The organism is Rhodoferax sp. WC2427 (genome assembly GCF_040822085.1).
In the GTDB taxonomy this organism is placed as follows: domain Bacteria; phylum Pseudomonadota; class Gammaproteobacteria; order Burkholderiales; family Burkholderiaceae_C; genus Rhodoferax_B.
Map to the genome: position 1 here is coordinate 4,743,344 of NZ_CP162006.1, position 21,088 is coordinate 4,764,431.

The 21,088-nt window shown below is 65.3% G+C and carries 18 protein-coding genes; 14 read left to right on the forward strand and 4 right to left on the reverse strand.

Going from position 1 to position 21,088, the window contains the following annotated elements; all coding sequences use genetic code 11:
* Nucleotides 1-7 precede the first annotated feature (7 nt).
* On the reverse strand, nt 8-1,291 hold the full coding sequence (locus AB3G31_RS21995; RefSeq protein WP_367848168.1) for a D-amino acid dehydrogenase: 1,284 nt from the start codon (nt 1,289-1,291) through the stop codon (nt 8-10).
* A 221-nt stretch (nt 1,292-1,512) separates the two neighbouring features.
* On the opposite strand from AB3G31_RS21995, the gene AB3G31_RS22000 reads away from it, so the two are divergent.
* The 9 genes from AB3G31_RS22000 to AB3G31_RS22040 all read left to right on the forward strand — a co-directional run bounded on the left by AB3G31_RS22000 (nt 1,513) and on the right by AB3G31_RS22040 (nt 9,660).
* The gene (locus AB3G31_RS22000; RefSeq protein WP_367848169.1) at nt 1,513-2,964 is read left to right on the forward strand and encodes an aldehyde dehydrogenase; all 1,452 of its coding nucleotides are present in this window, start codon (nt 1,513-1,515) and stop codon (nt 2,962-2,964) included.
* A gap of 102 nt (nt 2,965-3,066) precedes the next feature.
* Nucleotides 3,067-3,777 (forward strand): N-acetylmuramate alpha-1-phosphate uridylyltransferase MurU, encoded by a 711-nt coding sequence (murU, locus tag AB3G31_RS22005; RefSeq protein ID WP_367848170.1) that lies wholly within the window; start codon nt 3,067-3,069, stop codon nt 3,775-3,777.
* Nucleotides 3,774-5,159, forward strand: coding sequence for an aminopeptidase P N-terminal domain-containing protein (locus AB3G31_RS22010; protein WP_367848171.1), 1,386 nt, complete (start codon nt 3,774-3,776; stop codon nt 5,157-5,159). The genes murU and AB3G31_RS22010 overlap by 4 nt, the downstream gene beginning before the upstream one ends.
* A 301-nt stretch (nt 5,160-5,460) precedes the next feature.
* The gene (locus AB3G31_RS22015) at nt 5,461-5,697 is read left to right on the forward strand and encodes a hypothetical protein (protein ID WP_295952514.1); all 237 of its coding nucleotides are present in this window, start codon (nt 5,461-5,463) and stop codon (nt 5,695-5,697) included.
* 43 nt (nt 5,698-5,740) lie between these two features.
* Nucleotides 5,741-5,992, forward strand: coding sequence for a translation initiation factor IF-1 (gene infA, locus AB3G31_RS22020; RefSeq protein ID WP_092757223.1), 252 nt, complete (start codon nt 5,741-5,743; stop codon nt 5,990-5,992).
* 120 nt (nt 5,993-6,112) lie between these two features.
* Complete coding sequence (locus tag AB3G31_RS22025) at nt 6,113-8,446, forward strand: NADP-dependent malic enzyme (protein WP_367848172.1); 2,334 nt, start codon at nt 6,113-6,115, stop codon at nt 8,444-8,446.
* A 207-nt stretch (nt 8,447-8,653) separates the two neighbouring features.
* Entirely contained in the window at nt 8,654-9,007 is a 354-nt protein-coding gene (locus tag AB3G31_RS22030) for a ribonuclease domain-containing protein (RefSeq protein ID WP_367850403.1), read from the forward strand.
* A 42-nt stretch (nt 9,008-9,049) separates the two neighbouring features.
* Nucleotides 9,050-9,478: a barstar family protein gene (locus AB3G31_RS22035; RefSeq protein ID WP_315190415.1), complete on the forward strand. Its 429-nt coding sequence runs from the start codon at nt 9,050-9,052 to the stop codon at nt 9,476-9,478.
* Nucleotides 9,457-9,660, forward strand: a complete 204-nt coding sequence (locus tag AB3G31_RS22040) for a hypothetical protein (protein WP_315190412.1) — start codon at nt 9,457-9,459, stop codon at nt 9,658-9,660. The genes AB3G31_RS22035 and AB3G31_RS22040 overlap by 22 nt, the downstream gene beginning before the upstream one ends.
* Before the next feature lie 45 nt (nt 9,661-9,705).
* On the opposite strand, the gene rsmA is transcribed toward AB3G31_RS22040, so the two are convergent.
* The 3 genes from rsmA to AB3G31_RS22055 are packed head-to-tail and all read right to left on the reverse strand — an operon-like array spanning nt 9,706 to nt 14,302.
* The gene (rsmA, locus tag AB3G31_RS22045; RefSeq protein ID WP_367848173.1) at nt 9,706-10,497 is read right to left on the reverse strand and encodes a 16S rRNA (adenine(1518)-N(6)/adenine(1519)-N(6))-dimethyltransferase RsmA; all 792 of its coding nucleotides are present in this window, start codon (nt 10,495-10,497) and stop codon (nt 9,706-9,708) included.
* The gene (locus AB3G31_RS22050) at nt 10,494-11,870 is read right to left on the reverse strand and encodes a peptidylprolyl isomerase (protein ID WP_367848174.1); all 1,377 of its coding nucleotides are present in this window, start codon (nt 11,868-11,870) and stop codon (nt 10,494-10,496) included. The genes rsmA and AB3G31_RS22050 overlap by 4 nt, the downstream gene beginning before the upstream one ends.
* A gap of 35 nt (nt 11,871-11,905) precedes the next feature.
* Nucleotides 11,906-14,302: an LPS-assembly protein LptD gene (locus AB3G31_RS22055; RefSeq protein ID WP_367850404.1), complete on the reverse strand. Its 2,397-nt coding sequence runs from the start codon at nt 14,300-14,302 to the stop codon at nt 11,906-11,908.
* A gap of 66 nt (nt 14,303-14,368) precedes the next feature.
* Between AB3G31_RS22055 and AB3G31_RS22060 the strand changes: the two genes are divergently transcribed.
* From AB3G31_RS22060 to AB3G31_RS22080, 5 genes are all read left to right on the forward strand, one after another.
* Nucleotides 14,369-15,466, forward strand: coding sequence for an aminoglycoside phosphotransferase family protein (locus AB3G31_RS22060; protein ID WP_367848175.1), 1,098 nt, complete (start codon nt 14,369-14,371; stop codon nt 15,464-15,466).
* A 76-nt stretch (nt 15,467-15,542) separates the two neighbouring features.
* On the forward strand, nt 15,543-16,244 hold the full coding sequence (locus tag AB3G31_RS22065) for a 16S rRNA (uracil(1498)-N(3))-methyltransferase (protein ID WP_367848176.1): 702 nt from the start codon (nt 15,543-15,545) through the stop codon (nt 16,242-16,244).
* A gap of 2 nt (nt 16,245-16,246) precedes the next feature.
* Entirely contained in the window at nt 16,247-17,551 is a 1,305-nt protein-coding gene (locus AB3G31_RS22070; RefSeq protein WP_367848177.1) for a hypothetical protein, read from the forward strand.
* Nucleotides 17,552-17,554: 3 nt separating this feature from the next.
* On the forward strand, nt 17,555-18,211 hold the full coding sequence (locus AB3G31_RS22075) for a hypothetical protein (protein WP_367848178.1): 657 nt from the start codon (nt 17,555-17,557) through the stop codon (nt 18,209-18,211).
* Between the two features lie 69 nt (nt 18,212-18,280).
* A complete protein-coding gene (locus tag AB3G31_RS22080; protein WP_367848179.1) occupies nt 18,281-21,088 on the forward strand; it encodes an ATP-binding protein in 2,808 nt (935 codons plus the stop codon).

Consider the following 21,088-nt stretch of genomic DNA (forward strand, 5'->3'; position numbering starts at 1 on the left):
CCGCGCCTCAGCCGGTATTCTTGAGTCCGCTGAATCCGTTGCCATAACGGGCCAGCGTGAGCCCTTCCATGCTGATCTCCGGCGTGCGTTTGGACAGCACGTCGGCCATCACCCGGCCGGTCCCGGCGGCCATGGTCCAGCCCAGCGTGCCGTGGCCGGTGGACAGGTGCAGGTTGGGGTAGGGCGTGCCACCCAGCACGGGAGTGCCGTCGGGGGTCATGGGGCGCAGGCCGGTCCAGAACGTGGCTTGGGAGGTGTCGCCGCCCTGGGGGAACAGGTCGGTGACCACGTGGTTGAGGGTGTTGCGGCGCTCCTCATGCAATTCCATGCTGTAGCCCGCCAGCTCGGCCGTGCCACCCACGCGGATGCGGTCGCCCAGGCGCGTGACGGCCACCTTGTGGGTTTCGTCCATCACGGTGGATTCGGGCGCACCGGCGGCGTTGGTAATGGGCACGGTGATCGAATAGCCCTTGACCGGGTACACCGGCAGGTGCACGCCCAGCGGCTTGAGCAGGATGGGCGAATAGCTGCCCAGCGCGACCAGGTAGGTGTCGGCAGTCAGCAGGCCCGCGCTGGTGTGCACGCCGGTGATCTGTTTGCCGTTGGCGGCAATACGGTCGATCTGCACGCCGTAGCGGAACTCCACGCCCAGCGCCTCGGCCATTTTGGCCAGGGCGTTGGTGAACTTGAAGCAGTCGCCGGTTTCATCGCCCGGCAGGCGCAACGCACCCACAAACTTCTCTTTCACCAGCGCCAGCGCGGGCTCGTACTGCAGGTAGGCCTCGCGGTCGAGCAACTGGAACGGCACCTTGTATTGCTTGAGGATGTCGATGTCTTTGGCCGTGCCGTCCAGCTGCTTCTGGGTGCGGAACAGCTGCAACGTGCCCTGGCTGCGGTCGTCGTAGGCAATGCCGGTGTCGGCGCGCAACTGCACCAGGCAGTCGCGGCTGTATTCGGCCAGCCGCACCATGCGGCCCTTGTTGGTTTGGTAGCGCGCCTCGGTGCAGTTGCGCAGCATCTGCGCGCCCCAGCGCCACATGGCGGGATCGAGCAGCGGGCGGATCACCAGCGGGCTGTGGTGCATCATCATCCACTGGATGGCCTTGAGGGGCACGCCCGGCCCGGCCCAGGGCGACGAGTAGCCGGGCGACACCTCGCCCGCATTGCCAAAGCTGGTTTCCAGCGCGGGGCCGGGTTGGCGGTCGATGACCGTCACCTGGTGGCCCGCCTTGGCCAGGTAATACGCCGTGCAGGTGCCAATCACCCCGCTGCCCAAGATCAATACTTTCATGCGCCACTCCCTGACTCAAAAACCGTAACAGGCTGCAATATAAGTTGCCCTAATTTATTAAGCTATTGGTTATTAGAAAATCTAATTCAGAATTAGGGTGGGTTGTCTGGTGCGGCGGCTGCCACCGCCAGCGGGCATTTAAGCAAAATAGCCCCCTTACGCTGATAGGACAAGCGTGAGCAGCTACGCTATGCATAGCAAAAAAAACCAGGAGACACACCATGCCCACCATTTCCCTGCTCATCCACGGCCAGGCCACCGCCGCATCCAATGGCGCCACCTTCGAGCGCCGCAACCCGCTGGACGGCACCGTCGCCACCACAGCCCCCGCCGCCACGGTGCAGGATGCCATTGCCGCCGTGGAAGCCGCTGCGGCCGCCTTCCCCGCCTGGTCGGCCACCGGGCCGGGCCAGCGCCGCGCCCTGCTGACCAAGGCCGCCCACGCGCTGGAGGCCAAAGCCCCCGCCTTCATCGCCGCCATGGCCGCCGAGACCGGCGCCTCGGCGATGTGGGCCGGGTTCAACGTGCACCTGGCCGCGGGCACGCTGCTGGAGGCCGCGTCACTGACCACGCAGATCAACGGCGAGGTGATTCCGTCCGACGTGCCCGGCAACCTGTCCATGGGCGTGCGGCAGGCGGCGGGCGTGGTGCTGGGCATGGCCCCGTGGAACGCGCCCATCATCCTGGGCGTACGCGCCATCGCCGTGCCGCTGGCCTGCGGCAACACCGTGGTGCTCAAGGGCTCGGAGCTGTGCCCCGCCACCCACGGCCTAATCATCGAAGCCCTGCAAGAGGCCGGGCTGCCGCCGGGCGTGGTCAACTTCATCACCAACGCCCCGGCCGATGCCGCTACGGTGGTCGAGGCCATGGTGGCCCACCCGGCGGTGCGCCGCGTCAACTTCACCGGCTCCACCCACGTGGGCAAGATCATGGCCGCCACCTGCGCCAGGTACCTCAAGCCGGTGCTGCTGGAGCTGGGCGGCAAGGCCCCGCTGCTGGTGCTGGACGACGCCGATCTGGAAGCCGCCGTCAACGCCGCCGCCTTCGGCGCCTTTGCCAATTCGGGGCAGATCTGCATGTCCACCGAGCGCATCATCGTGGACGCCAGCGTGGCCGATGCCTTCGTGGCCCTGCTCGCCACCAAGGCCGCCAGCCTGGCCCTGGGCGACCCGCGCCAGGGACCGGTGGTACTGGGCTCGGTGGTGGATATGGCCACGGTGCACCGCTGCAACGCGCTGATCGACGACGCGCTGGAAAAGGGCGCAACCTTGCTGTGCGGCGGCAAGGCCGACAGCACGCTGATGCCCGCCACCCTGCTGGACCACGTCACGCCCGCCATGCGCATCTACAGCGACGAATCCTTTGGCCCGGTCAAAGGCATCGTGCGGGTCCACGGTGTGGAAGAGGCCGTAGCCTGCGCCAATGACAACGCCTACGGCCTGTCGAGCGCCGTGTTTGGCCGCGACATCGCCCGCGCGTTGCAGGTGGCCGGGCGCATCCAGTCCGGCATCTGCCACGTCAACGGCCCCACGGTGCACGACGAGCCCCAGATGCCGTTTGGCGGGGTCAAAGGCAGTGGCATTGGCAGCTTCGGCGGCCGGGCGGGGATCGAGGCGTTTACCGACCTGCGCTGGATCACCGTGCAAACCACGCCCCGCCACTACCCGTTTTAGAGAATGTGGTCTTTTAGGCCTCTAGCGCTTACACCATGAGCGTGAGCAGCTATTTATTCAGTAGCACGCATGCGGGAACGGTGCACGCCGATAATCAAAGACATGCCTGCCCATCCACCGATTGAACACGCCCTGATCCTCGCCGCCGGCCGCGGCGAGCGCATGCGCCCGCTGACCGACCACACCCCCAAGCCGCTGCTGCCAGTCCACGGCAAACCGCTGATCGTCTGGCACCTGGAAGCCCTGGCGGCGGCCGGGGTGCGCCAGGTGGTCATCAACACCGCCTGGCTGGAAGAAAAAATCCCCGCCGCCCTGGGCGACGGCGCCCGCTGGGGCCTGCAAATCCGCTATTCGATGGAAGGCCGCGACCACGGCGGCGCACTGGAAACCGCGGGCGGCGTCAAAAAAGCCCTGCCGTTGCTGGGCGATACCTTCTGGCTGGTGGCGGGCGACATCTACGCCCCCAGCTTTGGCTTCGATGCCAGCGCCGCCGCCGACTTTGCGCGCAGCGATGCCCTGGCCCACCTGTGGATGGTGCCCAACCCGCCCTACCACCCGCAGGGCGACTTCGGCATTGCGGCCAACGGCCTGGCGCTGGACAGCCCCGGCCCGGACGGCCAGCGCCACACCTACAGCAGCCTGGCCCTGGTGCGCGCCGAGCTGTGCCATCACCTGCCCCTGGGCCAAAAGGCCGCGCTGGGCCCGCTGCTGTTTGACGGCATCCGCCAGCAACGCATCACCGCATCCCGTTTTGACGGCCCCTGGCACAACGTGGGCACCCCCGAACAACTCGCCGAACTGAATACACCATGACCACCACGATCTACGCCCAACGCCGCGCCCAACTCGCCCAAAAGATCGGCCCTGGCGGCATCGCCATCGTCCCCACCGCACCCGAGCAGCAGCGCAACCGCGACAGCGACTTCCAATTCCGCGCCGACAGCTACTTCTACTACCTGACCGGCTTCACCGAGCCCAACGCCTGGCTGGTGGTGACCGGCGAAGGCCAATCCACGCTGTTTTGCGCGCCCAAGGACCTCGAGCGCGAAATCTGGGACGGTTTCCGGCTCGGCCCGGACGCAGCGCCCGCCGCGCTTGCGCTGGATGCTGCATATTCCGTAGCAGATCTGGACACCCAACTGCCCCGCCTGCTGGAAAACCGCAGCGCTGTCTGGACCCCGTTTGCCACCCACAAAGGGCTGGAGGGCCGGGTCGATGGCTGGCTGAACAAGGTGCGTGCCCGCGTACGCTTTGGCGCGCTGTGCCCCGACACCCAGCGCGACTTGTGCAGCGTGCTCGACGAGATGCGCCTGTTCAAGGATGCAAGCGAGCAGGCCACCATGCGCCGTGCCGCGCAGATCAGCGCCGGGGCCCACATCCGCGCCATGCAGCTCTCGGCCCGCATGCTGCGCAACGGTGAAGAGGTATTTGAGTACCACCTGGATGCCGAGCTGCTGCACGAATTTCGCCGCCACGGCTCGCAGTACCCGGCCTACGGCAGCATCGTGGCCGCCGGGGCCAATGCCTGCGTGCTGCATTACCGCGCCGACAAGGCCCCGGTGCGTAATGGCGAGCTGGTGCTGATCGACGCGGGCTGCGAGCTCGACGGTTATGCCAGCGACATCACCCGCACCTTCCCGGCCAACGGCACATTCAGCGGCCCGCAACGCACCCTGTACGAGCTGGTGCTGGCCAGCCAGGTGGCCGCCATCGCCGCCACGAAACCCGGCGCACGCTTCACCGACCCGCACGAGGCCACCGTGAAGGTGCTGGCGCAGGGCATGCTGGACGTGGGCCTGCTGGACAAGAACAAGGTGGGCACCGTGGACGACGTGATCGCCAGCCGGGCCTACTTCGCCTACTACATGCACCGCACCGGCCACTGGCTGGGCATGGACGTGCACGACTGCGGCAGCTACGTGGAGGCCAGCGAGATCGGCAACAGCAGCCAGCGCAGCGACCCGCTCAGCGGCGAGACCATCACCAACCGCCCCAGCCGCATCCTGCAGCCGGGCATGGTGCTGACCATCGAGCCCGGCATCTACGTGCGCCCCGGCCCAGACGTGCCCGTGGCCTTCCACAACATCGGCATCCGCATCGAAGACGATGCCATCGTGACCGCCAGCGGCTGCGAACTGATCAGCCGGGGCGTGCCGGTCGACCCCGACGAAATCGAGGCACTGATGCGGGCCTGAGCCCGTTTTGCGTGCCTGGGTTATAATAAGTGGCTTGGTCAGAACAGTTTCGCCATGAAACTTGTGCGGTGTATCCCAACACACCGTACCACTGACCACACCCAAGTACCCCGAGTTTGCCCGCACCTTTGTCACGCTGTGCGGGCCAGAGATTCAAAGTACTTGGTCCGCAGATACCCCAAACGGGTGCTGCGCACGACCCGCCTCCTGTGCAATTTCATCGGAAGTGCGTCATAAAAATAACGCAGTGTGACAACACGCATTTTGGCTACCCATAAGTAAGGGAGCCTGGTTTCCCATCATGAACAAAAACAACAATTCCATTGCCGCTGGCAAGTATCTTCTGTCGCCGCTCACCCGTGAATGTGCCGATGGCCGCTTTGGCGCCTCGGTTTCTATCCAAAATGGCTCACATGACCGTGTGATGCGTTTCATAGGTCTGTTCGACGATGCTGCAACCGCGACACAATACGCGGTTGAGCAAGGTTTGCAGTGGGTGCGTGCGCGCCACTCCAATCCGAGCGCTGCACACGCTTAAAAGTTAGTAATTTACATACCGTCTACTCTCAAGGAATTAACGAATGGCAAAAGAAGAACTGATCGAAATGAAGGGCCTTGTGTCCGAAGTCCTGCCCGACTCGCGTTTTCGCGTGACGCTGGAAAACGGCCACGTCCTCATCGCCTATACCGCAGGCAAGATGCGCAAAAACCACATCCGCATTCTGGCGGGTGACCATGTGTCTTTGGAACTGTCGCCTTACGACCTGTCCAAGGGACGCATCACTTTCCGCCACATTGCAGGCCGGGCGCCAACGTCTACCCGTTTCGCGTAATCGACGCGTCAGCAAAACCCCGTACGGAAATCGCCCTCGGGCGGACCCTACAATCGCAGTCCCTTTGACACAGTGACTGCCCGGCGCATTTAGGTCGGCGGCCATGGCAGGAGACGCCAGATGAGCAACCCTACGGCTAACACCGACGAAAAACGCGCCGAACTGCGCCAAGCCGCCCTCGAATACCACGAGTTCCCCACGCCCGGCAAGATTGCTATCGCGGCGACCAAACAGCTGGTCAACCAGCACGACCTGGCCCTGGCGTACTCGCCGGGTGTGGCCGCGCCGTGCGAAGAAATCGTCAAAGACCCGAACAACGCCTTCAAATACACCAGCCGGGGCAACCTGGTCGCGGTGATCACCAACGGCACGGCCGTGCTGGGCCTGGGCGACATCGGCCCGCTGGCCTCCAAGCCGGTCATGGAAGGCAAGGGCGTGCTGTTCAAGAAGTTTGCAGGCATCGACGTGTTCGACCTGGAAATCGACGAAAAGCACGACCTCGACAAGCTGGTGGACATCATCGCCTCGCTGGAGCCGACCTTTGGCGGCATCAACCTGGAAGACATCAAGGCCCCCGACTGCTTCTACGTCGAGCGCAAGCTGCGTGAACGCATGAAGATCCCGGTCTTCCACGACGACCAGCACGGCACCGCGATCTGCGTGGGCGCAGCGATTCTGAACGGCCTGAAAGTCGTCGGCAAAGACCCCAAGACCGTCAAGCTGGTCACCTCCGGTGCCGGCGCAGCCGCCCTGGCCTGCCTGGGCCTCTTGGTCAAGCTGGGAATACCGCGCGAAAACATCTACGTCACCGATCTGGCCGGCGTGGTCTATGAAGGCCGTACCGAGCTGATGGACGCCGACAAGATCGTCTACGCCCAGAACACCACCGCCCGTACGCTCAGCGAGGTCATCGAGGGTGCGGACGTGTTCCTGGGCCTGTCGGCTGGCGGCGTGCTGAAAAAAGAGATGGTGGCCAAAATGGCCGCCAAGCCCTTGATCATGGCGCTGGCCAATCCCAACCCCGAGATCTCGCCCGAAGATGTGAAGTCCGTGCGCAGCGATGCCATCATCGCCACCGGTCGCACCGACTACCCGAACCAGGTCAACAACGTCCTGTGCTTCCCCTACATCTTCCGCGGTGCGCTGGATGCGGGCGCCTCCACCATCACGCTGGAAATGGAAATTGCCGCGGTGCACGCCATTGCCGAGCTGGCACAGGCCGAACAAAGCGAAGTGGTGGCCGCCGCCTATGCCGGTGAGCAACTTGCATTTGGCCCCGAATACATCATTCCCAAGCCGTTTGACCCGCGCCTGATGATGAAGATCGCGCCGGCCGTGGCCCAGGCCGCCGCCGACAGCGGCGTGGCCCTGCGCCCCATCACCGACATGGATGCTTACCGTACCCGTCTGCAAAACTTCGTTTACGCGTCGGGCACGACGATGAAGCCGATCTACGATGCTGCCAAAAACGCGGCCAAGAAGCGCGTCTGCTACGCCGAAGGCGAAGAAGAACGCGTGCTGCGGGCCTGCCAGATCGTGGTGGACGAAGGTTTGGCACGACCCACCCTGATCGGCCGCCCCAGCGTCATCGCCGAGCGCATCAAGAAGTTTGGCCTGCGCCTGCGCGAAGAGCTGGACTACGACGTCGTCAACGTCGAGCAAGACCACCGTTACCGCGATTTCTGGCAGACCTACCACCGCATGACCGAGCGCAAAGGTGTTACGGCTCAGATGGCCAAGATCGAAATGCGCCGCCGTTTGACGCTGATTGGCGGCATGTTGCTGCATAAAGGCGAAGTCGACGGCATGATTTGCGGCACCTGGGGCCACACCTCCATCCACCTGCACTACATCGACCAGGTGATCGGCAAACGCGCGGGCGGCTGCCCCAGCACGCCGCAAGACGTGCCGATCTACGCCTGCATGAATGGCCTGATGCTGCCGGGTCGCCAGGTCTTCCTGGTCGATACCCACGTCAACTACGACCCTACGGCCGAAGAACTGACCGAAATCACCGTCATGGCGGCCGAAGAAATGATGCGCTTTGGCCTCAAGCCGAAGGCGGCGCTGCTCTCGCACAGCAACTACGGCCAAAGCAACCAGCCCAGCGCCGTCAAAATGCGCCGCGTGCTGGAACTGCTGCAAACCGAAGCGCCCTGGCTGGAAGTCGACGGCGAAATGCATGGCGACATTGCGCTCGACGGTGCCGCTCGCGCACTGACCATGCCCGACAGTCCGCTGGTCGGCGATGCGAATCTGCTGGTGTTCCCCAACATCGATGCGGCCAATATCGCCTACAACCTGTTGAAAACCGCTGCGGGCGGCAACATTGCGATTGGCCCGGTGTTGCTGGGCGCCGCAAAACCTGTACACATTCTGACTGCCAGCACCACCGTGCGAAGAATTGTAAACATGACCGCCTTGACGGTGGCCGACGCCAACGTGGTGCGATAACACCGAATTCGCCAGCAAGTGCTCACTTAGTGGGCATTATTCCCCTAGGGGCTGCCCAAATTTTGGGCAGCCCCTTGCTTTTTTGGGGCGTATACGGCACACTAGCGCCTTGAAATTACCGGGTTAACCCGAGGTTCTCCAAAGGTGCATTCCCCCATGGTCCAAGCGATAGAAAACACAGCCCGCAAGCGAATTTGCGCCGTGGCAATGTTGGTTGGATCGGTTCTATGCACCACATTGGGGTATGCCAAGGCACCCAATCCCGTCGGCGGTCTGGAAACCATCCAGCTCGTCCAGCTTCCCCCTCAAGGCCGTGTGACCTACCAGCTGATCCAGCAAGGTGGGCCATTTCCTTTTGACAAGGATGGCGTGGTGTTTGGGAACCGAGAACGAATTTTGCCATCACAACATCGCGGGTATTACCGCGAATACACCGTGAAAACGGCGGGTGCTGGCAACCGAGGGGCCAAACGCATTGTGTGCGGTGGCCCGCCTAGAGCACCAGATGCTTGTTTTTATACCAGCGACCACTACGCGAGTTTTCGCCACATCGTCGAATAAGCGTGTGGGTACTGGTTCCATAGAATTTTGAAGTCGGGGTACATGAAGATGAATGAAAAGAAAGCGGAGACGGATATGCCTCTTCGCAACGTAAGAAGCAACATCGTGCAGTCGATACGCGCCTTCCGCGTGCAAGACCTGCAAGACGCGGCGGTGGGCCTGGGCCAGCATTTCCTGTATGCCAATCTGGCCAACGCCCAGAGCAAACAAGACGTGCTGGACATGATTGCCCAGCAGTTCACCTTCCCGACCCATTTCGGCAAGAACTTTGACGCACTGTACGACTGCATGACAGACCCACTGCATAAATCGGGCCCACAGCCTGGTTTCGTGGTGGTGCTGGAACAAATCCCGGCCCATGCCAAGTTCGACAAGGAAGCCCGCGAACAGTTGCTGGACATCTTCCGCGAAGCTGCCGACTACTGGGGAGACCGGAAGATACCGTTCCGATGCTTCTATTCTTTTCTGTAGCCCGTTCTGCACACACCAGCCAAGCAGAACGGGCGAATGAGGCAGGCAGCGATGCCGTCTCAGGCATCGAGTTGACCGAATCCGGCGAAAAAATGCCCACCGACAAATTGGTGGACGTGTCTCCGTTCGCGCTGCGCATGAGCAGCCCGTTCAACGCCGGTTACTGGCTCGCCGCAGCTTAAAGGCGCTGCGCCCACAGCAAAAAGCCCGTCTTTGACGGGCTTTTTTTATGCGGCTGCGACCGCCAAGGCCAGCGCCACGTACTCGGCCACAGGCACCTCCTCGGCCCGGCGCTGGGTGTCGAAAACGCCTGCGTAGGCCTTCTCGGTCAGCCATTTGCCCAGGGTGTGGCGCATGATCTTGCGGCGCTGGCTGAAGGCCACCTGGACGATTTCGCTGAGCAGTTGCAACGGCACGGCTGCCGGGTCGGCGTGGGGCACCATGCGCACCACGGCGCTGTCCACGCGCGGAGGTGGATTAAACGACTCGGGCGGCACGAACAGCACGTTTTCCATCGCGTAGCGCCACTGCAGCATGACGCTGAGACGGCCATAGGCGGCAGTGGACGGGCGGGCCACCATGCGGTCGATGACTTCCTTTTGCAGCATGAAATGCTGGTCTTGCACCACCGCCACCGCGTCCAGCAGATGGAACAGGATGGGTGTGGAGATGTTGTAGGGCAGGTTGCCCACCACCCGCAGCTTCTTCGGTGCAGTTACTCCTGAATCTGTAGCTGCTTGCGCTTGTGGAAACTGCGTGAAGTCCACTTTCAATACATCCGATTCCACCACGGTGAGCTGCGGATGCTGGCGCAGGCGTACGGCCAGGTCGCGGTCCAGCTCGACCACGGTGAGGTGGCCCAGCCGCTCGACCAGTGGCTGCGTCAACGCGGCCAGGCCGGGGCCGATTTCGACCATGTGGTCGCCAGGCTGCGGATTGATGGCATCGACGATGCTGTCGATGATGCTGCGGTCGGCCAGAAAGTGCTGGCCGAAACGTTTGCGGGGGATATGTTTCACTGGGGCGGTTCGCGGAATTCGACGTAGGCCCGCGAACGCACCTGCTCCAGCCAGCGGGCGTAGGCCTCGTCCAGCTTCTTCTCGCGCACGATGCCACGGGCGATTTCGCGCTGCTCTTTCGGGGTCACGGCGGCCTCGCGGCGCTCCAGCAGTTGCACCAGGTGCACGCCAAAACGCGACACCAGCGGATCCGCAATCTGGCCGGGCTCCAGCTTGTCCAGCGCCTCTTCAAATTCGGGCACAAACTGGCCGGGGCTGGACCAGCCCAGGTCGCCGCCCTGGGCTGCGCTGCCGTCGGTCGAGTTTTCCTTGGCCAACTGGGCAAAGTCGGCCTGGCCGCTCTGGATGCGGCGCTTGAAGTCGTTCATGCGCTCCACGGCGGCGGACTCGGTCAGGCGCGGGCCGGTGCGCAGCAGGATGTGGCGCGCGTGCTGCTGGACCACGGTGGTGGCCAGGCCGCCCTGGCGTTTGTCCAGCACCTTCAGGATATGGAAGCCGGCACCCGATCGGACCACGGCACTGACACCGCCCGTGTCCAGGCCACGGGTGGCCTCCACAAAGACATCCGGATAGCGGTCGGCCGGGCGCATGCCCATCGCGCCGCCACGGGCGTGGTCGGGGGCGTCCGACGATGTGCGGGCCAAGCCCGCGAAGTCGGCACCGGCCGCGGCCCGCGCACGCAGGCTCTCGGCCTTGGCTTGCAGGGTGGCGACTTGCTCGGGGGAAGCGTTTTCGGGCACGGCCACCAGCACCATGGCCAGGTTGAGCTCCAGGGCGCTGGGGTCGGTGTTGGCCTGCTGGTCGCGCAGGTACTGGTCGACATCGGCATCGCTGACGCGCTGGCGGGCATCGATTTCGCGGTCTCGCAAGCGGGTCAGGATGAGCTGGTTGCGCAGCTCTTCGCGGAACTGGGCGGGCACCATGCCGTCCTGCACCATCCGGCGGCGCAGTTCGGGCACGTCCAGCTGGTTTTGCCGGGCCACGTTCAGCTCGGCAGCATCCACCGTCGCATCATCGATCTTCAAGCCGGTTTCGGCGGCCAACTGCAACTGGGCTTTTTCCAGGATCAGGCGATCCAGCACCTGGCGGACCACCACAGCCTGGTCGGCTTCACCGGCCGGTGTGCCTTGCTGGGCCATCTGCTGCAGGGTGCGGATGACGCGGGCGCGCACTTCGTTGTTGGTGATCGGCTCGGAATTGACCACGGCGACGATGAAGTCCGCCTGGCGCTGCGCATCGGAGGTGCGGGCAGGGATGTTGCCCGTCAGACCGGTGCCTGCGCCCGTGGAGGGGCGCAGCCCCTGGGCGGATGCGGTCAGGGCCGCCAACGCCGCCAAGCCCAGCAGCGTCTTGCGAAAAAAGCGATTGCTCATGGTACAGATAGGGGAAAAGAGGGGAACGTAGAAGGCTAGTCGTACTGGCTAAAGCGGCTAGGGGTGGTGGTCTGCTCGCGCAGGTACTGGTAGCGGGGGATATTTTCTTTCAGGACCGACAGGGGGTTGGTGCCCACACCCAGGCGGGTGAAGCCGACAAACTCCAACTGGAACGAGATCTTCTGGTTGGCGGTGGTGGTGGTGCCGGTTTGGGTGCGGTCCAGCACGATACGGCCCAGCCAGCAGCCCGCATCATATTCAAAGCCCACCACGCCATCCACTAGCTTGCGGTCGTGCATGCTGTAGTTCAGGCGGCCCACGCTGTACCAGCGGCCCGCGCCCTGGCCTTGCCCGGCACCCAGGTCTTGGCCCTTGTCGCCCCACAGGGCGCTCAGCGGCCACTGCCAGCCGATGTCGATCTGCTCGCTGCCGTCGGTGGCCGTGGCGCTGGAGTTGCGCTGGTAGCGGTAGGCGGCGCTGATGACCCGGTAGTTGCCGGGGTTCCAGCGCCCACCGACGCTGGCGCGCTGGGAGCGGCCGGTGTCGGGGTTGTACTGCACCGTGGTGTCAAAGGTCCAGCGCGGATCCCAGTTGAGCTGCGCACCCACCAGAAAGTCGCTCAGGCGGTCGGTGGCGGGCGTGCCACCAGGCAGGGTAACCCGCTGGTCCTTGAAACGCAGGCGCTGGGCCACGCCAAACTGGGCCAACTGGGCACCGGTGGCGGGCTCCAGGAAGCGGGTGGTGACCCCCAGGGTCAGCAGGTTGTTGTCGGCGATGCGGTCGTTGCCGCCAAAGGCGTTTTCGGTGAAGACGGTGGCAAAGTTGAAGTCGTTCAGCGCCGAGTCGTAGTTGGGCAACAGGCTTTGGTTGCGGTACGGCGTGTTGACGTAGAAGGCGCGCGGCTCCAGGGTCTGGCGCAGCGCCTTGCCCCAGAAGCTGGCATCGCGCTCAAAAACCAGCCCGGTGTCCAGGCTGAAGGTGGGCACGGTGCGGTCGGCCGTGGTCGCACCGTTGGCCAGCGCTTCATCGAATTCATAGCGGGTGGCATGCAGCTGCAGCTTGGGGGTGATGAACCAGCCCGGTGCCACCCAGGGGCGGCTGATCTGGCCCAGGGCAAAGCTGCGCTTGGCGTTGGGCTGCCTGGTCAGGCTGCGGTCGGCCGAAAAATGGGTGTAGTCGCCGTCCACCGAGGCATCGAAGCCGCCAGGCAGGTCATAGCGGGCATAGCGCCCGGTGATCTGGGGCAGGCGGTCGTATGGCGGCACGATGGGTGCCGTCACGCTTTGCAGCGTCTGCCATTTCAGCGTACGCAGGCTGGTAAAGAAGTTGCCGCGCGCCCACGACACAGTGGCGTCGTTGGCCAGCAGGCGCTGGGTCAGCGAGGTGGTGGCGCGGCCAAAATCGCTCCAGTAGTTGTCGTCGCTGACGCGGTTCAAATTCAGGTTCAGCCCCAGCCCGCCCACGCCCGCAAGGCCAGTCTGGACGGTGCCGGAATGCAGCAGCGCGTAACTCCAACGCGAACGGTCGCGCAGCGAGTCGTTGGGCATGTAGTTGGTGCGCAGCGTGCCGCGGTAGTCGGGCTCCAGATAGCGGAATTCGCCGCCCAGGTCCACGCCGCGCTTGCTCATCACGGTGGGGAAAAAGGTGGCGTCCCGGTTGGGCGCGATGTTCCAATAATAGGGAACCGTCAGCTCTACGCCGTTGATGTTGTCCAGCCCGATGGTGGGCGGCAGGTAGCCGGACTTGCGCTTGTCGGTCAGCGGGAAGTCCATGGTCGGAAAGGCCAGGATGGGCACATCCTGGAAGCGCAGCACCGCGCCCTCGGCAGTGCCGACTTCTTCTTCGGTGTCGATGCTGATGGTGGTGGCGCGCAGCATCCAGGCGGGCATCCAGCTCGGGCCGGATTCGCGGCGGCAGGTGCTGTAGGTGGCGTTGTGCAGCACCACGCGGCTGTCGTCCACGAAGTCGGCCCGGTCGGCCTGGCCAAAGGCCCCGTTTTTCAGGAACTGGTAGCGCGGCTCGTTGAAGAAGCCCTCAAACGCATCGACCTTGAGCTCCAGCGCCGGGCCTTCGTAGATATTGCCCGCGCGGTTGATGTGCACATTGCCGCGCGCCTTGACCAGATCGTCGGGCTGGTAGTACTCCACGCGGTCGGCCTGCAGCACCATATCGCCCTTGCGCATCATGGCGTGGCCGTCGATCACGGTATCCAGGTCCGGGCGGCCCAGGCTGTGGTCCCCCGAGAAAAAGGTCGGCATCTGCTCGCGCATGGCCAGCGGAATCTGCTCTTGCAGCAAGGCGCTGGGCTTGAGCACCAGCGGTGCCTCGGCCTCTTCGGCGTGCAAGACACAAGGCAGCAAGGCCACAGCAACCCAGGCCACGGGCGTGAGAGTGAAGCGGCGGCGGCGGGTACTGCGCTGGGTTTCAGGCATCAAAGGGAGGACTCGGTCAGGCGAAGGGGTTATCCAGATAAGCCGGATTTGTAGAATGGATTATCCATGAGCCCTACCTCCCCCCCGCCATCACCGGCAACTTCTTCCCCCTCCGCCCCCATCGTCTGGGCCGATGCCCTGCGCGCGCAGGCCTTCCACACCTGGCTGAACACGGTCGCCGGGCCGCACCAGCTGCAGCCTGACAGCCTGCGCCTGGCCGCCGCCGATGCCGGTTTTCGCCGCTATTTCCGGCTGGCATCCACTGAACCTGGTACCGGCAGCTGCATCGTGATGGATGCCCCGCCCGACAAGGAGAACTGCGAAGCCTTCGCCCGCATCGCCGCCCTGATGGCCCAGGCCGGGCTGCGCGTGCCCGAGGTGCTGGCCTGGGACGAGGCCCACGGTTTCATGCTGCTGACCGACCTGGGCACGCAAACCATGCTGGAGCTGCTGCAAAGCGATGCGCACCCCGCGCCCACCCCGCTGTTCCACCAGGCGGTAGATACGCTGATCACCCTGCAGCTCGCCTCCCAGCCCGGCGTGCTGCCCGCCTACGACGCGGCCACGCTGCAGCGCGAGCTGGCCCTGTTCCCCGACTGGTACATCGCCCAGCACCGCGGCATCACCCTGGACGCCACCCAGCGCGCCACGCTGGACAACGTGTTCGCCCAGATCGTGGCCAACAACCTGGAAGCCCCCAGCGTCTACGTGCACCGCGACTTCATGCCCCGCAATTTAATGGTCGGCAGCGACAAGCTCGGCGTACTCGACTTCCAGGACGCCCTCTACGGCCCCATCACCTACGACATCGCCTGCCTGCTGCGCGACGCGTTCCACAGCTGGGAAGAAGACTTCGTGCTGGACATCACCATCCGCTACTGGGAGCGCGCCCGCAAGGCCGGGCTGCCAGTGGGCGACGACTTTGGCGCGTTCTACCGCAGCGTGGAGTGGATGGGCCTGCAGCGCCACCTCAAAGTGGCCGGCATCTTCGCCCGCCTGACCCTGCGCGACGGCAAACCCAAGTACCTGGCCGACACGCCCCGTTTCATCACTTACATCCGCGCCACCGCAGGCCGCTACCGCGAGCTGACCCCGCTGCTGCGCCTGATCGACAAGATCGAAGGCACCCAGGCGGCCACCGGCTTTGCCTACGGGCGCATGTAGAAATTTATAAAAAATAAGGCTCCAGCGCTTATTCCATAAGCGTGACAAGCTACACAAACAATAGCAATCGACCTCCATGCCCCGTTTCTACTGTCCTGCCCCTCTGGCCACCGGGGCCACGCTGGACCTGCCCGCCGGGCCCGCCCGCCATGTGCAGGTGCTGCGCATGCAGCCCGGCCAGACCATCACCTTGTTCAACGGCCAGGGCGGCGAGTTCGAGGCCACCATCGAGCGCATGGGCCGCAGCGACGTGGCCGTGGTGGTGGGCGCGCACGACCCGGTCGAACGCGAAGCCGCCCGCGCCGTGCACCTGGTGCTGGGCATGCCCGCCAACGACCGCATGGACTGGCTGGTGGAAAAAGCCGCCGAGCTGGGCGTGACCAGCATCCAGCCCCTGGTGTGCGAGCGCAGCGTGCTGCGCCTGAACGGCGAGCGGGCCGACAAAAAGCGCGCCCACTGGCATGCCGTGGGCGTGGCCGCCTGCGAACAATCGGGCCGCAACCGCGTGCCCGAAGTGCATGCGGTGCGCAGCTTTGCCGACTGGGTGGCCAGCGCCGAGCCAGGTTTGCTGCTGTCCCTGCGCCCCGGCAGCCAGCCCATGCTGAACGCCGTGCCCGCCACCGGCGCAATCCACTTCTTGAGCGGCCCCGAGGGCGGACTGAGCCCCTCGGAAGAAGATGCGGCCATCGCCCGCGGCTACCGCCCGGTGACCCTGGCCAACCGCGTGCTGCGCTCCGAAACCGCCCCGCTGGCCGCACTTGCCCAACTCCAGTTCTGAGCATGGATGAGTTAACTCCCGCTGACAGCGACACCACGCTGTCGGATTACTTCCGCGACGCCGATTTCGCCAGCGAATCCGTGTTGGCCTGGCGCATCGACCAGCACGGCGGCCTGGTGGACGGGCTGCGCGGCCTGTTCCATGGCCCCGCCGGGCTGGTACGGCTGCGGCTGTTTGTCTTCATGGGCCTGCTGGGCCAGAGCGAGGCCAGCCTCAACCGCGACCAGATCAACGAACTCTTCCACGCCGTGCGCCCGGAAGCGCTGGACACGGTGTTCAAGCGCTTTCGCGACACCGGCCTGCTGCTGTGGGACGAAACCCAACGCCGCACCAGCCTCACGCCGCTGGCGCAGCAGCTCGCGGGCGTGCTGGGCGTGTTCAACACCGCGCCGCAGGGGGCCGATGGCGATGGCGACCTGGCCAGCCTGCTCAGCCAGGTGGTGGGCGCCGACCAGCTCGGCACCCTGGATGCCGCCCAGGTGCAGATGCTGCAAGCCCAGCTGGGCCGCCTGCACGCTGAATTTGAAGATGCCATCGCCAGCGGCTCGGAGTTCCGCCTGCGCGAAGCCCGCACCCGCTACGACCGGGCTGCCCGCCTGATCGACAAGGCCAGCAGCGCCATCGCCACCCTCATCGGCAATGCCCACGGCCACGTGGCCCTGGAGCGCGCCGCCCGCGCCTTGGGCCAGGCCCAGGGCCGCCTGCTGGCCATGGCCAGCCAGTTCAACCGCGCCCTGCAGCAGGTAGACCGCCAGCGCGTCACCCTGGGCACCACCGGCATCACCAGCACCGACGTGAAACGCTGGCTGCAAACCCTGGCCGCGCCCGAACATCTGCTGGCCGATGCGCTGGCCCGCCCGGTGGGCATGGTGGCCTTGTCTCCCCATGAATTGCTCGATGTGACCGAAGCCGAATTTGAACGCGACCGCCCCACGCTGGGCCTGCCCGATGCCCTGCCGCTGTCGCAAGCCGCGCCGCTGGGCGAACTCAGCGCCGTGGCCCTGCCGCAGGCGCTGGCTGATTTGTCGGACCTGCTGGCCAGCTGGGATACCAGCCCCCGGCGCGCCGTCGATGCGCTGCTGGGCGATACCCCACTGGATGCCGAATACGCCCACGTGGCCTACAAAGCCCAGCTCCTGCCGCTGCTGGGCGATGCCCAGGCCGTCCAACTGCCCGGTGCCACCGGCGACCTGGCCCGCCAGCCCTGGCGCGTCGAATGGAGCACCGACTTCCTGACGCTGGACCATCCCACGCTGGCCGGGGTCAGCGCGGGCACCCTGCACCCTACCGAAGAAAAAAGCGAGTAAACCATGGACGAAGCCGCCCTGTTGGTCGCCGAACTGCTGGCCCGCCGCAGCCTGCCACGCACCCACGCCCGCGTGCGCCGCGCCCTGGTCAACGCCGAGTTGTTTGCCCAGGTCACCCAGCGCCTGGCCGACATCGGCCTGCGCTGGATGGACAACATCTACGCCGACCACGTCAGCCTGGCCCTGCTGCCCGCCGCCCAGGCCCAGGTGATGGGCGAGGCCGGGGTCAACGCCAACAACAACCTGGAGCTGCCGCGCGACGGCGTGGCCCTGCTGGTGGTGCTGTGGGCGCTGATCATCCTGCCCAAGCGCGAGCGCCAGACCAGCCGCGCCCCGGTGGCCGAGCCGCAAAACGAGATGTTCGCCAGCAGCAAACCCCTGCCCGCCGTGCGCGACGTGAGCCCGGTGCTGTCGTACAAGGCCCTGCTGGAAGACTACGGCCCCCAGCTCGGCAAAAAAACCCGTCTCGACGGCAACCTCAAGCTGCTGGAACGCCACGGCTTCATCCTGCGCAGGCAAGACGACATCCTTGAGGGCCCGCTGCTCGACGTGCTGCTGGACTACGACATCCTGGCCCCGCGCATCCTCGACGGGGCCCTGGCCGACGTGCTGGCCCGCGAGCAGGCCGCCCGCGCCGCCGAGGCCGCGCATGCGGCCTAAATTTATGAAAAATAAGCCCCTGGCGCTTATTCCATCAGCGCAAGCAGCTATTATTTTTGAAGTAAACCCATGTTCCACCTGCAAAGCCTAGAGCTGGTCCACTGGGACTACTGCCAACGCGTCAGCCTGCCGCTGGACGCGTCCATCATCACCATCGCCGGGCCCAACGGCTCGGGCAAAACCACGCTGCTGGACGCGCTGCGCACCCTGCTGGGCCTCAAATGTTCGCAGCCGCGCGACTTCAAAACCTACGCCCGCCACGCCGGGGCGAACGTGGCCTGGCTGCGCGCCGTGGTCGACAACAAAGCCCAAACCCGCCAGACCAGCAGCCGCCCCTTCGCCAAGCGCCTGCTCTACAGCGACCAGGTCACCCTGGCCTGCCGCATCGAGCGCAACGGCGGCGACTGGCAGCGCCGCTACCTGGTGCTGGAGGGCGACGTCAGCATCGAGCAGCTCACCGACATGCCCGACAAAGACCTGGGCCTGATGGGCATCGAGGCTTGGGGCCGGGTGCTGTCCGCCGCTGGGCTGTCCCCCGCCATCGCCAAGGTGCTCTCCCTGGAGCAGGGCCAGACCGACCGCCTGTGTGAATTCAGCCCGCGCGAGCTGCTGCGCCTGGTGTTCGACGTGTTTGGCGACCAGGAAGTGCTGGGCCACTACGACACCGCCCGCGAACACCAGCAGCAACTGGCCCGTGAAATGGAGCAGGCCAGCCACGAGCTAGACCACAGCAAAGCCCAGCTCGCCGAGCTGCAAAACCGCGTCAGCAACTACCAGACCTGGCAGCACAAGGTGCAGGAGCAGGAGCGCCTGGCCACCGAGGTGGTGCCGGTGCTGGAATGGCACGGCCAGCGCCAAAAACTCACCGAGCGCAGCCGCGACCAGCGCCGCCAGCGCCAGCACAGCCGCCAGGCCGTGGCCGAGCGCGCCCGGCAAAACGCCCAGTTGCTGGAGCTGCTGGAAGCCCGCAGCGCCACCGATGCCGCCGCCACCCGCCTGCTGCAAGAGCGCGATGGCGCCGCCGTCCAGCGCGACAGCACCCGCGACCTGGAGCGCCCGCTGGAAGCCCTGGCCAAGCGCGAAGCCGAGCTGCTAGCCCTGGTCGACAAGGAAAGCGATGCCGAAGCCCTGACCGCCCACCTGGATGTGCTGCGCAGCACCGAATCCGCCCTACAAAGCAAACACAGCGTCTTACTACAAAAAAGAGAGCTGTCTGCGCTTACCCAATCGGCGCTAGAGGGTCAAAGCACCCCACCTTTCCCCGACGATGCCCGGCGCCTGCGCCAGCGCCTACAGGCCCAGAAAATCGGCCACCGCTTCCTGGCCGAAGTGGTGGAAGTGCGCGATGAGCACTGGCGCGCCGCCGTAGAAGGCGTGCTGCGCGCCTCCCGCTGGATGGTGCTGCTGGACAAGACCGAAGACATGGACGCGGCCGACACCGTCGCCAGCGCCGACCGCTACCGCCACTACATCACCGCCCCCGGCGACACCGCGCCCAAAGGCGATGCCGACACCCTGCTGGCCCACATCCGCTTCGATGCCAAGGTGCCGCGCTGGCTGATCCAACAGCTGCAGCACCTGCGCTGCGTGGACAGCCCGGCGGCGGGCCGCAAGACGGCAGGCAGCTGGATCACGCCCCAGGCCTACAGCTTCGACGGGCGCGGTGCCCGCTCGCTATGGGTCGAGCCGCGCGACCACCAGTTCGGCGCGGCAGCGCTCACCGCCCGGCGCGACGCGGTAGAGCGCGACCTGCGCAGCCTGGACGCCGCGCTGGGCCCGCTGGGCCAGGAGCTGCGCGACATCCGCCTGCAGATCAAGGACTGCCAAAAATCCCTGGCCGGCCACAGCGCCGCCCAGGAGCTGGCCGAGCGCAACGACGAGTTTTCGGCTGCCAAGCAGGCCCTGCCCGCCGCCAAACAGGCCCGGGTCAAAGCCAGCCAACACTGGCAAAGCCTGGACACCGCTTATGCCGATGCCAAAACCCGGCACCAGCAGACCGACACCCAGTACCGCCAGCTCGAACACACCCTGCGCCAAAAAAACCAGGAAGCCGACCGCCAGGCCGCCGAGCTGCTGGCCACCCGCAAGCAGCACACGGCGAATATCGACACGTCGAACCACCGCCGCCGCCAGATCCCCGCCGCCTGGCGCGCGCCGCACGTGGTGCAGGCCCTGGTGCGCACCTACCAGAACGACACCCAGGCCCGGCTGCGCCTGCAGTCGGTGCATGAAGAGCTGCAGCTCGACACCTGGGAAAAAGATGCCACCGTGGAAGAACGTTTTCGCCGCATGGAAGTGCTGGTACGCGAGCAGGGCTACAGCCTGGGCGACCACCAGGCCAAGAATGCCCAGGCCGCCATCGCCGTGCACAACGCCCGCGAAAGCTACATCGAGGTGCTGCGCAGCACCGTGCGCCGCTACCGCAAGAACATCCAGGAACTCGGCGAGCTGGCCGGGGTGGCGGTGAACGCCGACCTGCCGGTGCTGGAAAACGACGACACCGTGCTGGCCCAGGCCGGGCTCAAGGTGCACTTTAATTTTGACGGCAAGGGCAGCATCGGCCTGAACGACGGCGAGGCCTCGGGCGGCCAGCAGGTCATCAAGTCGCTGATCCTGCTGGTGGCGCTGCTCAAGGACGACGAAACCGCCTCAGGGGGCTTCGTCTTCATCGACGAGCCCTTCGCCCACCTGGACGTGCGCAACATCCAGTTGGTCGGCCACTTCCTGCGCTCCACCCAGGCCCAGTACGTGCTCACCACGCCCATCACCCACAACCTGGAAGTCTTCGAGCCCGCCGAGATCACCCTGATCACCAGCAAAAAGCCCAAGAACGCCCGCTGGGCCCCGCCGATTGCGGTAGCCAAGCGGCGTGCGTGA